Source organism: Natronomonas salina (genome assembly GCF_013391105.1).
In the GTDB taxonomy this organism is placed as follows: domain Archaea; phylum Halobacteriota; class Halobacteria; order Halobacteriales; family Haloarculaceae; genus Natronomonas; species Natronomonas salina.
The window spans coordinates 1,686,512-1,700,735 of sequence record NZ_CP058335.1 but is presented as its reverse complement, the minus strand read 5'-3'; the positions used below and the strand labels follow the sequence as shown (position 1 = coordinate 1,700,735).

General features: G+C 53.2%; 14 protein-coding genes. 4 read left to right on the top strand and 10 right to left on the bottom strand.

Features of this window, described 5'->3' with window-relative positions; all coding sequences use genetic code 11:
- Nucleotides 1-175 precede the first annotated feature (175 nt).
- Nucleotides 176-688, bottom strand: a complete 513-nt coding sequence (locus HWV07_RS08910) for a (2Fe-2S)-binding protein (RefSeq protein WP_178333963.1) — start codon at nt 686-688, stop codon at nt 176-178.
- Nucleotides 685-1,566, bottom strand: coding sequence for an FAD binding domain-containing protein (locus HWV07_RS08905; protein WP_178333962.1), 882 nt, complete (start codon nt 1,564-1,566; stop codon nt 685-687). Before HWV07_RS08905 ends, HWV07_RS08910 begins: the two co-directional genes overlap by 4 nt.
- Before the next feature lie 213 nt (nt 1,567-1,779).
- Here HWV07_RS08905 and HWV07_RS08900 point away from each other — a divergent pair, with 213 nt between their 5' ends.
- Nucleotides 1,780-4,176: a xanthine dehydrogenase family protein molybdopterin-binding subunit gene (locus HWV07_RS08900; protein ID WP_178333961.1), complete on the top strand. Its 2,397-nt coding sequence runs from the start codon at nt 1,780-1,782 to the stop codon at nt 4,174-4,176.
- Between the two features lie 97 nt (nt 4,177-4,273).
- Here the strand turns inward: HWV07_RS08900 and HWV07_RS08895 are convergent, their stop codons facing one another.
- The 5 genes from HWV07_RS08895 to HWV07_RS08875 all read right to left on the bottom strand — a co-directional run bounded on the left by HWV07_RS08895 (nt 4,274) and on the right by HWV07_RS08875 (nt 7,867).
- Nucleotides 4,274-4,762, bottom strand: a complete 489-nt coding sequence (locus HWV07_RS08895) for an SRPBCC family protein (protein WP_178333960.1) — start codon at nt 4,760-4,762, stop codon at nt 4,274-4,276.
- 153 nt (nt 4,763-4,915) lie between these two features.
- Entirely contained in the window at nt 4,916-5,746 is an 831-nt protein-coding gene (locus HWV07_RS08890; RefSeq protein ID WP_178333959.1) for a carbon-nitrogen hydrolase family protein, read from the bottom strand.
- A complete protein-coding gene (locus tag HWV07_RS08885) occupies nt 5,743-6,387 on the bottom strand; it encodes a cyclase family protein (protein WP_178333958.1) in 645 nt (214 codons plus the stop codon). The genes HWV07_RS08890 and HWV07_RS08885 overlap by 4 nt, the downstream gene beginning before the upstream one ends.
- Before the next feature lie 128 nt (nt 6,388-6,515).
- Nucleotides 6,516-6,989, bottom strand: coding sequence for a (2Fe-2S)-binding protein (locus HWV07_RS08880; RefSeq protein ID WP_178333957.1), 474 nt, complete (start codon nt 6,987-6,989; stop codon nt 6,516-6,518).
- Complete coding sequence (locus HWV07_RS08875; protein WP_178333956.1) at nt 6,986-7,867, bottom strand: FAD binding domain-containing protein; 882 nt, start codon at nt 7,865-7,867, stop codon at nt 6,986-6,988. Before HWV07_RS08875 ends, HWV07_RS08880 begins: the two co-directional genes overlap by 4 nt.
- Nucleotides 7,868-8,088: 221 nt before the next feature.
- Here HWV07_RS08875 and HWV07_RS08870 point away from each other — a divergent pair, with 221 nt between their 5' ends.
- The 3 genes from HWV07_RS08870 to HWV07_RS08860 all read left to right on the top strand — a co-directional run bounded on the left by HWV07_RS08870 (nt 8,089) and on the right by HWV07_RS08860 (nt 11,887).
- Nucleotides 8,089-9,363 (top strand): ABC transporter substrate-binding protein, encoded by a 1,275-nt coding sequence (locus HWV07_RS08870; protein WP_178333955.1) that lies wholly within the window; start codon nt 8,089-8,091, stop codon nt 9,361-9,363.
- Nucleotides 9,364-9,557: 194 nt separating this feature from the next.
- On the top strand, nt 9,558-10,790 hold the full coding sequence (locus tag HWV07_RS08865) for an ABC transporter substrate-binding protein (RefSeq protein ID WP_178333954.1): 1,233 nt from the start codon (nt 9,558-9,560) through the stop codon (nt 10,788-10,790).
- 206 nt (nt 10,791-10,996) lie between these two features.
- A complete protein-coding gene (locus tag HWV07_RS08860) occupies nt 10,997-11,887 on the top strand; it encodes an EamA family transporter (RefSeq protein ID WP_178333953.1) in 891 nt (296 codons plus the stop codon).
- Between the two features lie 7 nt (nt 11,888-11,894).
- Here the strand turns inward: HWV07_RS08860 and HWV07_RS08855 are convergent, their stop codons facing one another.
- The 3 genes from HWV07_RS08855 to HWV07_RS08845 all read right to left on the bottom strand — a co-directional run bounded on the left by HWV07_RS08855 (nt 11,895) and on the right by HWV07_RS08845 (nt 13,992).
- Nucleotides 11,895-12,320 (bottom strand): amino acid synthesis family protein, encoded by a 426-nt coding sequence (locus tag HWV07_RS08855; RefSeq protein ID WP_211694314.1) that lies wholly within the window; start codon nt 12,318-12,320, stop codon nt 11,895-11,897.
- Between the two features lie 140 nt (nt 12,321-12,460).
- Nucleotides 12,461-13,606, bottom strand: a complete 1,146-nt coding sequence (locus HWV07_RS08850) for an amidohydrolase family protein (RefSeq protein WP_178333952.1) — start codon at nt 13,604-13,606, stop codon at nt 12,461-12,463.
- Nucleotides 13,603-13,992: a cupin domain-containing protein gene (locus HWV07_RS08845; RefSeq protein WP_178333951.1), complete on the bottom strand. Its 390-nt coding sequence runs from the start codon at nt 13,990-13,992 to the stop codon at nt 13,603-13,605. The genes HWV07_RS08850 and HWV07_RS08845 overlap by 4 nt, the downstream gene beginning before the upstream one ends.
- Between the last annotated feature and the right edge of the window lie 232 nt (nt 13,993-14,224).

The following is a 14,224-nucleotide window of genomic DNA, read 5'->3' as shown; positions in this document are numbered from 1 at the left end:
TGTGCTACCACGACCTTGGAAACACGCTGGTACTACAAAAATCATAGGGTAGCTAACAGGATTATGATATATTCTGGGGGCCGTAGGAGGGCCTAAGAGGGCCAGATATGATTGCTTTACTGACGCTATGAACCTATTGTGTCACTTTCAAGGCTAATTTGTAACCATTGCTATCTCAGTCGTCGCCTGATAGTTCATTTGGTTCAAGAGACGTATCTTCAATCTGCTCGGCGGCACCGAGGACTGCATCGTATATCTTAGCATAGCCGGTGCAGCGACAGAGGTTCCCTTTAATGCCGTGCTGGATTTCTTCCCGTGTTGGATTGGGATTCTCCTCAAGCAGAGCAACTGACATCATGGCGATGCCCGGCGTGCAATACCCACACTGCATCCCGAATTCATCCACGAATCCCTGCTGGACGGGGTGGAGTTCGTCGCCTTCTTCGGCCCGATCAGCGAGGCCTTCTATCGTCAGCACATCTGTGCCCTCGGACTGGCCGGCAAGACGTTGACACGACTTTGTGGCCTTCCCGTCGACGATTACGGTACAGGCTCCACACTTACCGGTCTCGCAGCCGCGTTTAGTCCCTTTTAGTTCAAGCTCCTCACGTAATAGCTTTGAGAGTGGAATGGTCGGGTCAACATCGATCTCCTTCTTCTCGCCGTTAACGGTGAGTGTAATAGTCATGCGGTCCCCTCCATTGCGCGCTCCGCGGCAGTCTGCAACGCCTTCTCTGTCAGCCGTTCGGCCAGGCGGTTCTTATATTCTACAGAGGCATGCTCTTCACCTACTGGTTGGGTGAATTTATCTACGTGTTCTGCTACTGCGCGTTGGCGTTCGGTGTCGTCTATGGACGAACCAACCAGCGCTTCTTCCATCTCCTCCATTCGAAGTGGGGTAGGACCCATGCATCCGACAATGATTCGGGCCTCAGTGATTTCGGACCCTTCGACGCTCAGCCGCACGGCGACGTTGACCAGTGACATATCACCTTTTCGCCAAGCGAATTTCTCGAAAGCAACGCCGGACCCTTCGGGGGGACGCGGGATGCGAACTCCCGTAACAAGCTGGTCCGGATCGAGGACAGTTACGTACTCGGCCACATAGAAATCCTCGAGTGGGACGTACTCGGTGGTCTCTCCGTTTGAGCACTCGACTTCGGCGTCTAACGCGATCATTGTCGGGGGATAGTCGAGAGAGGGGTCGGCATGGGCGATTGATCCTCCGATTGTGCCCCAATTGCGGACTTGGCGGTCGCCGATTTCTTTCGCAGTTTCCACCAGCGCGTCCCAAGGAGTTTCAGCTAGATCGCTTTCTATCAACTCTCGGTGAGTCGCGAGCCCGCCGAGATATAGTTCGGTATCGTCGGTGTCGATTTCGTTGTGGCCTTCGATTGCAGAGACATCCACGATGGCCTCCTTATCAATCACGCCCTGCCGGAGGAGTGGCATCAGGCTCTGTCCACCAGCGATAATTGCGGCATCGTGCTCCCGTAAGAGGTTCGCGGCTTCTGCGAACGAGCTCGCTCTGTAAAACTCGCTGTTGTTACGCTGCTCTATCGCCATGTTGAAAGTGTATTTTGAGGCACGCACTATAAAGGTATGTCCTGTGGTAAGACACAGCAAGGCCAAATAGTAGTGAGGGCTGTCCGGTGGGTGACAGAAACTTCCCTTTCTCGTGGCTCCTCTTTACAAAGTCTCGACTTGCCAGATAGTGAGGTCGTCAATGGTTCATCAGGACGAAATTATATATGCAACACCTCGCAATAGACGCATGGCATGAGTAAGCACGAATCCGTCCCCGAGGAGACGGTCGACCGGGATGCCGATGAGGATACTGACGTCGTCGGGTCCTCTGAGGAGCGTCTCGACGCAGTGAGCAAGATCATCGGCGAAGCCGAGTATACGTACGACATCGAGAAGCCCCGGATGCTACACGTTGAACTCGTCCACAGCCAGCACGCTCACGCAAAAATCATTGATGTAGACACTAGCGAGGCTGAGGATATGTCGGGTGTCGCCGCGGTGGTCACTGGCGAAGATGTCCCCGACAATCGCTTCGGCTCCGGGATTGACGATGAGTACATCTTGCCCAAGGCGAAGGTCCGATTCGTCGGCGAACCCGTGGCTGCTGTCGCCGCTGAGACTGAGGAAATTGCTCGCAAAGCAACCGACGCAGTCGAGGTTGAGTATGAGCCACTTGACGCGGTGTTCGATACTCAAGAGGCACTCAAAGAAGACCCACCAGCCGTCGTCCATGAAGACCTCCATGACTATGGGACAAGCGACGTTCTCAAACCTCGACTGGATCCCAACCGACCAAATCTTTACGCAAACCACCGAATCCGGACTGGCGACATAGAGAAAGGATTTGATGAGGCAGACCACGTTTACGAAGGATCTTTCGACACAGAGATGATGCACCACGTCCAAATGGAGCCTCATGTTAGCGTCGCCAAGTGGACGCCAGAGGACGAACTCCGGATGTGGACGTCCACGAACACGACCTACCGCGTGAAGAATATGCTCGCAGCCGCCTTTGACGTGCCCTCATCGTCGATCAACCTAAAGGTCCCCTACGTTGGCGGGAGTTTTGGTGGCAAAGAGGGAGTGACGGAACCGATCGCGGCAGCAGTCGCGAAACATACCGACCACAGGCCGGTGAAATTGGCCTTTTCGAGGCAGGATCAGTTCATCGAGGGGACATACCGAACACCGTTCGAGACGGAGGTGAAAATCGGTGTCACGGATGATCAAGAGATTACCGGGATGAAGATTAAGACCTATCTCGGGGGAGGGGCCTATGCCGGTACGGGATTTCTGGTTACTAGAAACTGTGGATTCGCTGCAGTTGGGACTTACGATATCCCGAATTTGAAGTTCGATTCATACGGTGTCTATACGAACCTCCCCATTGCGGGGTCCTTCCGTGGTTTCGGCAACTCACAGCTTATCTTCGCCATTGAGTCGCTAATTGAGGACATCGTCATGGACCAAGGTTGGGATCCAATCGCCTTTCGAGAGCAGAATACAATGGAGGAGGGCGACGAGAACCCAGCTGGCGAGGTGATGAAAAGCATGGGGGCGAAGGAGTGCCTTGACCGTGCGGCTAAAGCCATCGACATGGACGCGCGCCAACGTGAAGCAGATGATGACGATTGGCTTCGCGGGGTTGGGCTTGCGCAAGGAAGTAAGTATAGTATGGCTCCAACAGCTTCGAGCGCGTTCGTGAAGGTCCACGGCGATGGCCGTATTGAGGTACGGACCACAGCCGAGGAAATTGGTACTGGGTCGATGACTGTTCTTGCACAGATTGCCGCTGAAGAATTCGGAGTTGACCTTAGCGATGTGCGTGTCCTCCGTGGAGATACTGAGGTTACTCCATATGATGACGGGTCAATCTCCAGTAGACTCACGTTCAACACAGGTAATGCTGTTCGGAAAGCTTGCTTTGATGCTAAAGAGCAACTGTTCCAGCACGCTGCTGCGAAATTTGACGTAGAACCAGAGGACCTTGCTACTACCGGTGGCGAAGTGTATGTCAAGGGTGAGGATGATGAGAGCCGGATGCCTTTCGCGGACCTGTTTGAGCCGACTGTATTCGCCGGCGGCGGGTTCTTAAAGGAGGGGGGCGAGATTCTGGGGAAAGCGACCTGGCACTCCCCAGTAAAGAATGTTGATCCGGAGACCGGGCGTGGCGACCGCCTTACAGCATTCTATACACATGGTGCCCAGGCATGCGACCTTGAAATTAACAAGTACACCGGCGAAGTCCGGTTCAACAAGTTCGTCTCGGTTTACGACGTCGGCAACGCGATCAACCCCAAAATGGTTGAGGGGCAGCTTGAAGGTGGTATTAGTATGGGTATTGGGTCCACGCTATATGAGGCGCTGACACACGACAATGGTCGCATTAACAACGCGAATCTTTTGGATTACAAGGTCCCGTTTTCGACCGAGCACCCGTTGAATATCCACACCGAAATAGTCGAATCGGCCCATGAAGACGGTCCATACGGTGCAAAAGGGGTCGGCGAAGCGGTCCTGATTCCTAGCGCTGCGGCCATTGGGAACGCTATCAAAGACGCAACTGGAGAACGACTAGGGAAGATTCCATTCACGCCAGAAATGCTACTTGAAGCCGTCGAAAACGGATCTGGCGCGTCGTCCGAATAATAACGGTATCGGCAATCACCGTTAGACCGTATTGTGGTTGTCTCGGTCTCGGACGGACTGTTCCGCGTATTTTCCTACTTATGAAGTCTCGAACTATTCAGCCTAGGAGTCCACCAGACTCCTCTTCCTCTTTCTCCACCTCCCCGAGTTCTTCTTTGACGTTTTCTATTGTCTTGTTGGTTTGACGCATACCGACACTTTTGACGATCCGGCTGCCCATGTTCATGATGCGACCGGTGACGTCAACGTTGTTTTGCCAGTAAATGTCCGTTATTCCGGGGTCCTCCCCCTGTGACAGACGGACTGTAACGTTCGATTCCATTCGGCTGTCGCCTTCTTTGGCGTTACCTGTAAGTCGGAACCTTAGCAATTCTTCCTCTACTGCCTCAACGATCTCTGCATTCACATTGAATGTCACTGAGATGTGGGACACCGAAACACCAATCTCCGCGGTGTAGTGTGTGTCGTCGACAACTTTGATATCTTGGCAGTTGGGGATGACCGACCCGATTTTCTCGGGATCCTGGAGGAAGTCCCACGTTTCCGAGGGACTGCTCGCTACACTGAACTCTCCTTCAAATTCCATGCAGGTATGCAGAGACGAACAAACGACTTAATTCTTCTCCTGATTTCCATCTGTTGTGACAGCTCCGACAGAATTAATGTAGGATTCATTATAGAAATACACGACCTAAGGGTGTGTTGAAGTGTTGGTTCTATTACAATAACTCCAGCCGAGTCACAGTGACTCGAGGTCTGGAAGTAACTCTTTTCTGATGTCGTTTAGATGTTTCGTAGTACGCCTGACGTTGGTAACTATTGACGGGGATACCTCGGTAACCAGGGTATTAGGGTCGTTACCAAGTGTAGCGAGCTCCTCGCCACGAGGGTCGATGACGGTTGAGGCACCGAAGTGCAGTTGTCCATCCTCGGTGCCCGCGCGGTTTACACCAACTACGTATATGGAGTTCGAGACAGCTATACCGGTGAGTTCCTTTACCCAAACTTCGTCACGATTCTCTTCACCGAAGCTGCAGGTCGGAACGAACACCACGTCGGCCCCGCGGAGTGCTTGAACACGAGCGATTTCCGGGAAGTGTCTATCAAAACAGATCATCACCCCGACAGTCAGATCACCGATATCAAATACGGGCGCACCGAGGTCTCCAGCAGAGAAGTAATAGGTCTCGTTATAGCCGGGCCGCTGGAACGGGTGGAGCTTCCGGTACTTCCCAGCGAGATCGCCATTAGCATTGATAATCAGTGCCGTATTGTAATAACGGCCGCCTGGATATCCTTCCTCGAATACCGGAGCAATGACTGCTGTATTGGTCTCGGCTGCTGTCTTGCGGATTTGGTCGACGAACTTGCTATCGTCGCGAACAGCGAGATCGAAATTCTCAGGTTTCTGTTCGGCCGGGAAATACGGGGTTGCGAAATACTCGGGAAGACAGGCGATATCGACGTCAGCGGCTGTTTCACGTATTATGTCCATCCCCCGGTCGAGATTTGCCGCGGGTGTTGCATCCGGTCCAGCCTCAAATTGAATAGCGGCGACTTTTGGAGTCATTCGTCCTTAACCACGAAAACCCGTGCTGGGGCTCCATCACCGTTAGCCAATCGCATCGGAATGACGTAGGTACGGAACTCGTCAGGCAATCCCTCACAGTTGACGACGTTCTCAACAATCACTTTGTCCGCTTCGAGGAGGGTATAGTGATTCCGGTAGCCCTCATCGCCTGGGTCAATTGCAGCATCAGTAATTAGGCCGCGAGCGCCGCTCTCAACCACGTATTCTGCGATTTCCTCTGCATAATAGGGGTTCTCCTCATAGAATGTCTGTGTCCCCTCGTGTTCGTCACTCCAACCGGTGTGGACAAAGAGGAACTCTTCCTCTTCGAGCGAGCTTGGCAGACGATCTTTCACCTCTGCAAGCGTAATTTCCATATTCGGTTCGGCTATGTCGCGAACGTCGGCGCGCTTGGTTGGTCGAATCGTCTCTGTTAGCGGAATATCACCAATTTTGCGTCCGTTAGCGTCAAAATGGTAGGGTGCGTCCATGTGCGTACCGATGTGAGTCGTCGTCGCCATGAAGTCACTCTCATAGTCCGATTCCTCATGTCTTACGACCCTCCCTTGCCGGAACGTCGGCAGCTTCGGTGGGACACTAGTCTCCTCATCAACACGGATAGATAGGTCTTGAATCTCCATCTCCGCCTCGAAGTCTACTAGCGAGATATAAATAGATTCCCTCCGACCATAACCGGCATAGAACATCCATCGTCCCACAGGAAAGTTCAGTAATTACCACCCACTCTGATGTCCGTCCTGGTGGATATTTACTCGTCGTACGCTTCAGCAGCGTGCTCTACAGCGTCGAAAATCTTGGTATACCCCGTACATCGACAGAGATTTCCTTTCAAGTACTGTTTGATCTCTTCCCGACTCGGATTTGGGTTTTCCTCTAGTAGTGCGACTGAAGAGATGATGAAACCCGGAGTGCAGTAGCCACACTGGAGACCGAATTCCTCGATGAAACCCTCCTGAACCGGATGGAGATCGTCGTCGGCAAGGCCTTCAACAGTTGTGACTTCCTTACCATTGGCTTGGTGGGCTGGCACCAAACACGACTTGACTGGTGTGCCCTCGATGAGTGTCATGCAGGATCCGCACTCGCCGACTTCGCATGCCTCTTTGGTCCCCGTCATCTGTAATTCGTTCCGGATAGCGTCCCGGAGTGGGACTCCGGGTTTGACCGAGAACGTCTGTTCCTCTCCGTTCAAATCAATCGTAATCTCGTTAATTTCACTCATTGTGAAGCCTCCACGAGTGGTGGCGCCTCTGACCGCTCAAGCGCCGTTGAAATCGCGCGTTTCGTCATAACACGAAACAGGTGTTTCCGGTATTCAATATCGTCGCCAACATCGTCTATTAATTCGAGATCGCTGATTATTGCCGTAGCGACTTCGTCAACGATTTCCCGATCAATTCGATTCCCGATGAGCGTCTCCTCTATTTCGCTAGAAACGCGTTCCGGTACTGGGGCGCCTGCACAGTAGGCCAGGCGGGCATCAACGCACGTCTCACCATCGTCCTCGTCTGGAATGATTAGCGCAGCGATACCGGCAGTTGACCAGCCGCCCGGTGCTTCGGTATCGCTCGCATATGTGCCGCCGGAATGGGCAGGCGGCATCTCGAACTCAATTCCGGTGACGATCTCGTGAGGCGCAAGTTCGGTCAGGTAGTAGTCAAGGAAGAACTCCGTCAAGTCGTGTCGGCGCGTCTCCTTGCCATCAAAGCTTACGACCTGGGCATCAAGACACTGGAGTGCCGGGGGCAGATCCTGTGCCGGATCCGCATGAGAGACGCCGCCGCCGATCGTCCCAGCATTGCGTACAGGGACGTCGGCAATTGCCTCTATAGCGTCTCGGAGCAGGTCAAGCTCGGTACACAAATCCGTCTCTAGCAACTCAGAGTAAGTCACTAGGGCACCAATTTCGACGCTCCTGCCGGATATCGTGACCTGATTTAGATCAGGGATATTAGTGATGTCTACAAGCCTGTCGGGTGAAATGAGTCCCTGGCGCAATAGGGGCATCATGCTTTGTCCGCCGGCGACGATTTTTGCTTCATCAGCCTCCTTCAGGCGGTCCACCGCATCTGAGAGCGAATCGGGTTGATAGTACTGCACTTAATCACCCATGTGATTGCGTCTCAATACTGGAACGTAAATGTACCGGCTAGGCTGCCTGCGATATTCTCCATGTGGATATTCCTCCTCCTCCTCGACCGTTCCACAGTGGTGAAGCGCCTTATCAGTACAACCTGGCGGCAAGATGTCAGCGAAGGATACTTTCCTTCGATGGGCCCACAAACTATAAATAGATGCATAATATCTCTCTTTACAGAAGTATGAGTGAGAATCACAACCCTCGGGTAGAGGGACATAATCGAGACGTTACACGACGGTCAGCACTGAAAGGACTCACTGCACTCGCCGGGGCTGGCTCTATCAGTCTCGCCGGTTGTACGGAAGGAGGAGGTGACGACGATGATTCGATAAAGATCGGGTTGCAGGCTGATCTCACTGGTGCACTGTCGATTTACGGGTTCTGGCACCGTCGTATACTCGAAAATTACGTCGAAAGTATTAACGAAAACGATGGGATCGATGGACGCCAGGTTGAACTGCACGTTGAGGACACAGAAACTGACTCAGAGGCGGGCGGCCAGGTATTCAGGCGATTAGTTCAGCAAGAAGATGTGGATTTCGTCATCGGGTCCCAATCGTCCGGGGTTTCAATCGCGACGAATCCGTTGGCCAAACAGATGCAAGTCCCGTATTTTCCGCTGGGCGAGGCACCCTCTATCACCGGCTCGGACGGTAACCGTTGGGTCGTCAGGAATAATCACAGTACGGAACACGCTGCTGAAATTGCTGTCGAACACGGAATGGATAGTGGGTCACGGTGGACAATTATCTACCAGGACTACGCATTCGGACAGCAATATCGGGACACGGTTTCCGCTGCCGTTGAACGACGTGATGGTGAGGTATTGACCTCCATTGGCGTTCCAGTCGGTGAGAGCGACCTGACCTCTTATCTAAATAAGGTTCCAGACGATACGGAGGTTCTGTTCAATGCACTGATAGGTGCCTCATCGTTGAATTTCCTACAACAGAGTGCTGATCTCGGAACACCAGGCCAACGACTTGGCGCGATTGCCTCTATTGAGGGCGTGGACATCAGTCAAACCGGTGAGGGTGCACAAGGGGCGGAGTATGTGACCATGCTCCCGCGTGAAGCGACAAATACCGACGTTGATGGCGTTGATAGACTCCGTGAGATGGCTGATCCATCAGGAACGGATAACATCTATCTTGGTGGCCACATTAACGCCTCCTATGAAGCCCTCTCATGGATAGAGGATGCCGTGATGGAAACTGAATGGTCTGGGGAGGACGATAACCAAGCGTTCATTGAATGGTTTGAAGAAGGCCCCTCCGTTGAAGGAGGGGATCGCTATCCCCAGGGACCGAAGTTTTTCCGCGGAGAAGACCATCAGGCATTCATGGATATGCACATAGAGCGAATTGAGGGTGGAGAGCTGGTGAACGCCACGCGTGTCAGCGTTGATGAACCTACCTTTGAAGCGCGTGCGAATTTGGCAGGCCAAGAATTCTAAGGGGTCTTATTTGAAAGCTGACTTCCTATAGTGAAGGGCGGAGGGTATTCGGTAGACCAAAATAGCTGAAATTCGCTTTTCTGCCTGAGTTTGCTATACCACCATCAGAAGAGTTATTGCACCTTAGATACGCTATGTGATGAAGGCACATACCACGGGGTGTGTGACCTAATCAAATTGAGGGTCAACAAAACATGAAGAGAGCACGAGAATTCGTTAACAGGCGTAGCGTTCTCCAATCACTCGGTGCAGGCAGTGCCATCGGACTGGCTGGTTGCCTCAGTGGTGGTGATAGTGATACTGATGACGGAATTAAAGTCGGATTGCAGGCCGACCTTACTGGATCACTGTCAACCTATGGGTTCTGGTTCAGACGGGTTCTGGAAGGCTACATTGAGGAGATCAACAGTAACGGTGGAATTGATGGCCGAGATGTGGAACTGTTTGTAGAGGACACAGAAACCAACTCGGAGGCTGGTGGTCAGGTATTTCGACGCCTCGCTCAGCAGGAAGGAGTTGATTTTATTATCGGCTCATTCTCCTCAGGCGTGAATATTGCATCGATTCCACTTGCCAAACAGATGCAGGTTCCGTACTTTCCAAGCGGTTCAGCCCCATCAGTTACCGGCGAGGATGGGAACCGCTGGACAATTCGGACCGCACATGACATAACACAAAACGCTGCATTAGGTGTAGAGTGGGGGTTGGAGAATCTCGGATCGAACTGGACAATCATGTATCAAGACTACGCGTTCGGCCAGCAATGGCGGGACGCGATAAAAGAGGTCATGGGTAACGAAGGCCAGATTCTTGATACAATTCCAGTCAGCGTTGGTGAGACAGATCTCACACCGCACCTAAACAGCGTCCCGGATGAGACAGATGTCTTGTTCACGGCACTTATCCTCCCATCTTCGATCAGCTTCCTGAAACAGAGCGCCGATTTGGGTATTCCAGGGGAGCGATTTGGTGACATATCTGGAATCGAAGGTACGAACATTGAAGATATTCAGGACTCCGGGCAGGGGGCCTCCTTCATTACTGGACTCCCACCAAACCTGGACACAGAGGGGAATAATCACCTTCGGGAGGTTGCGGACGTTGAGGGCACAGATAGGGCTCTTGTCCGCCAGTACTGGGTCGCCTACGAGGCGCTCTCGTTCATCCGAGACGGAATCGAAGCATCGGGCTGGTCAAGTCAGGAGGACCATCAGGCATTCATTGAGTGGTTCGAAACGGGGCCGTCAGTCGAAGCCGGAACGGCCTACCCACAAGGTGATAAATTCATCCGTGGCGAAGACCACCAAGCCTTCATGAACCGCTACATTACTAGGGTCTCCGGTTCGGAACTCGAAACGGTGTCGAAGATGGAGCTAACGGAACCGCCACTACCAGCGAGGGCGAACCTAGCTGATCAGGAGTTCTAATCCAGTACTTCGATTAGCCGATGGCCATAAGATCTACTCGATGAGGAGTTGTTCGCTCCATGGGAACGTTTCGCAGCTACCAGATGGCTCACCCCGATTGACTCCCAAGGGGATTTCCGACGGAAAGTGAGTAGTCGTTACCTCGTGGACATTCATATTATAAGAACCGATAAAACAAAAATGGGTCTCTGTGATTGAATAAATGAATGGTTGATTTAGTCGGTGCTGGACTCGCGGTATCAGCCGCGTTATTCCTCGCAGTACAAGTAGGCTGCGTCCGCGTGGGAACAGATAGTGGTCAGTCCAACGATGCACTGATCGTCGTCTTACTCGTGAACATCGCCGTGCTTGTTCCAATCGGAATTGCCGTTGGTTATCCGGATTATACCCTACCTCAGAATGCATTGCTCGCCTTCACTGCTGCCGGGCTGGTCGGTACGATGATGGGTAGGGCCTTCGAGTACGCAGGTATCGAACGGATAGGGGCGAGCCGATCAGAACCGATTAAAGCCTCTCAGCCGATTCATGCAGCTATCCTCGCAGTCCTCGTCCTCGGAGAGACGCTGACGCCACTCATGGGTGTCGGCACAGTATTGGTCGTAATCGGCGTTGCCATCATTTCGTTGGAGAGCCGCAGTTCTTCGGACGGACTCGATTCACTCTCTTGGTCTTACCTTGCCCTGCCGTTGGCGTCCGCTTTCCTGTACGGCATTGAGCCGATCTTCGCAAAAGTTGGCTTGGCGACGGGAACTTCTCCTTTCGTCGGCCTCGGCGTCAAGACGCTGACCGCGACCGTAGCCTTCTACGCATACTTGCGGTACCGGGGGACGTTACCTAGCCGGAGCGCGTTTCAATCGACGAACACGAAGTGGTACGTGGCGGCCGGGCTCGCGAACTCGGCGTTCCTACTCAGTTACTACGCGGCGCTTGCAGTCGCCCCTGTGGTGCTTGTTCAGCCAGTCCTGCAGACGAGTCCGTTGTTTGTCATTGTTATCTCGTACGTGTTCCTTCAGCGGCTTGAACGGGTCACTTGGAAAATCGTTGTTGCGGGTGCAATCGTTGCTCTGGGCGCTGCTCTCGTCGCGCTTCAGGTCTAATGCTTGATCAGTCTTCGAGCCCGTTTTTCTGTAGCCCGCCGATGCGTGGGTGTGGCCGCCCGCCGTCGGTTACAACGATAATCAGGACAAGCTCATCGGCCGCAGGCGCATCCTCAATTCGGACCGGCATTGCATCGTAGTGCGTCCGCACATAGGCCTCATCCTTGTAATGGGTCGGCACGTCAAGCACCGCACCGGGTCCTCCACGTTTCTTTGCGCTGGGGATGATTGCGTCTCCACCGCCAACGACTTCTCGTAACGGCGCCCCGAGTTCGGGGTGGAGCATCGCCGCAACGTGCTCAAGCTCACCGTCGCTGCCGACAATACCTCCTTTCCCATAGCTCTCGACGATTTTCGCCCCGCCGAGTCGATCGACGGCAGACTCGGTTAATCTCTCACCAAGGTCGGCGCCCCACTTGGTAAGTAGAGACAGGTCTTCTTCTCACGTTCCTGAGTAAGGGTTATCGAGGACGGCCACTCCGGCAACTTTCGTGATTGGGTTATCAAGCGCTCTTTCCCCGTCACGGTACGTTGTCAATTCAACCATCGCCTGTGTCCGAATACTTGGTTTCATCATGTTCCTTCGATTGTTGTCGTCGTTTTTGCAGGAGCGGTGTTTCGACTCCCATGGACCAAGACCTCTCCATCAACGAACACCGTATCTATTGCTGGATACGTCCCTGCATTCAGTGTCTCGAGAGCTGTCTCAGCCTGACTCCCTTTAGGGGCTCCCATCAATATCATGTCTGCTGGCCGCCCCTTCTCTATCCTACCAGTGTCGAGATTGTGATGTCTAGCTGTGTTTCCGCTAGCCAAACAGATGACAGATTCGGGGGCTATATCGGTCATGCCGGTCAAAAAAGCGGCTTCCAGCAGGACTCCGAGCGGAGTTACACCGGTTCCCGAGGGTGTATCGGTACCGAGTTGTACGCGATGGAGGTCATTCCGTTCGTCAGCCATCTTCAGAACATCGACTGCGACCCGCTGGTTCCCCGCAAGTACCAAGTCTAGAACGATGTCTGTCTCGATGACCAGCTTTGCAACCTCGTCGTCAGGAATGGGTGTTGGGCCACCGTTGACGTGGGCGGCGATATCGGGTTCAATGTCGACGAACATCTCCGCGTTCGTAGATTTCACGCCTGGAAGGCTCGTGCCACCGCAATGCATGAGAACTATCATGTCCCGCTCGTGCCCCCAGGTCACCAAATCTCGAGCGCGATCGCGGTCTTCAACTGGCATAAGAAATTTCAGTCGTTCGACACCCTCACGGTAGACGTCCTCAATGTCTGCTTCGGTCATATCTCCGTTGAGAATCAGGGTACCACCTCGGACCTTCACACCCCCCGGCCTCTTCTTGGAATAGGATTTTCGGGCGAGTGTAGCGAGTGACTTTGCGCTCTCGATGTCGTCGGGGCGGCCAGGGAGGTGCGGCTCTCCATTCGAAATCATGGAAGTAATCCCACCGTGAAGGTAGCTTTCGCACCATCCGACCGTCTGCTGGCGGGGCGTGTAGTCGCCGAATACGGGATGGACGTGTGAGTCAAGGAGGCCCGGTGTCAGGGTGAGGCCGTTTGCGTTGATGGTGGTTTCAGCCGTTGCTGTCGTCGTACCCAGCTCCCGAATCCTGCCACCTTCGATGTAGACCGTCTCCACATCGAGTATAGGTTCCTCAAGACGTCCAGTGACGACTTGGCCGATGTTCGTCACAAGTGTGCTCATGATCCAGTTACCTCTCGTTCGCGGATGTCTTTTTCTGGTCCTTGTGGAGCGAATATCCAGAGCTTTCGGAGCGGCTCAGTTCCGGCATTCACATGTTTGTGATACACACCGGGCGGAATCACTGCTGCTTGTCCCCTCGTGAGCCGGTAGGTTTCGTTGTCGGTGATAATCTCGGCTACACCGTCGAGAATATATACAATTTCCTCAACTTCCCGAACGTGTCGTGAGCCTTCCGCATCAGGTTCGAACGTTACGACGCCAACACTCACATTCTCGACGCCAATGGTCTCATCGGCCAGTATCTGGCTTGCAAACTTTTCGTTTCCGAACTTCGGCAGTTCATCAGTGTTCTGCACGACGATTTTTCCGCCGGTTAAATCTGTCATGGTCGGTCAATCTCCTGGGACTTGCATTGGTAACTCATGCCACGGTATGGCTTTAGAGAGATGAAATATATAGCTTGTTCATGTCCTCCATGAGTCCGATCATCGGTGGTCCCCAAGTGGTATAGATGTCAAAATCTTCCATTGTCCAGTGGTCACAGTCCATCCAGTTGACCGAATTTTCCAGCAACCTTTATACCAATAGCGTTGAAACTACTCGACCAGGTCATGAGTG

Coding starts and splice junctions, on each gene's coding strand:
- HWV07_RS08910 (WP_178333963.1), bottom strand. CDS start 688: ATGACTATTACACTCACCGTTAACGGCGAGAAGAAGGAGATCGATGTT.
- HWV07_RS08905 (WP_178333962.1), bottom strand. CDS start 1,566: ATGGCGATAGAGCAGCGTAACAACAGCGAGTTTTACAGAGCGAGCTCG.
- HWV07_RS08900 (WP_178333961.1), top strand. CDS start 1,780: ATGAGTAAGCACGAATCCGTCCCCGAGGAGACGGTCGACCGGGATGCC.
- HWV07_RS08895 (WP_178333960.1), bottom strand. CDS start 4,762: ATGGAATTTGAAGGAGAGTTCAGTGTAGCGAGCAGTCCCTCGGAAACG.
- HWV07_RS08890 (WP_178333959.1), bottom strand. CDS start 5,746: ATGACTCCAAAAGTCGCCGCTATTCAATTTGAGGCTGGACCGGATGCA.
- HWV07_RS08885 (WP_178333958.1), bottom strand. CDS start 6,387: ATGGAGATTCAAGACCTATCTATCCGTGTTGATGAGGAGACTAGTGTC.
- HWV07_RS08880 (WP_178333957.1), bottom strand. CDS start 6,989: ATGAGTGAAATTAACGAGATTACGATTGATTTGAACGGAGAGGAACAG.
- HWV07_RS08870 (WP_178333955.1), top strand. CDS start 8,089: ATGAGTGAGAATCACAACCCTCGGGTAGAGGGACATAATCGAGACGTT.
- HWV07_RS08865 (WP_178333954.1), top strand. CDS start 9,558: ATGAAGAGAGCACGAGAATTCGTTAACAGGCGTAGCGTTCTCCAATCA.
- HWV07_RS08860 (WP_178333953.1), top strand. CDS start 10,997: ATGGTTGATTTAGTCGGTGCTGGACTCGCGGTATCAGCCGCGTTATTC.
- HWV07_RS08850 (WP_178333952.1), bottom strand. CDS start 13,606: ATGAGCACACTTGTGACGAACATCGGCCAAGTCGTCACTGGACGTCTT.
- HWV07_RS08845 (WP_178333951.1), bottom strand. CDS start 13,992: ATGACAGATTTAACCGGCGGAAAAATCGTCGTGCAGAACACTGATGAA.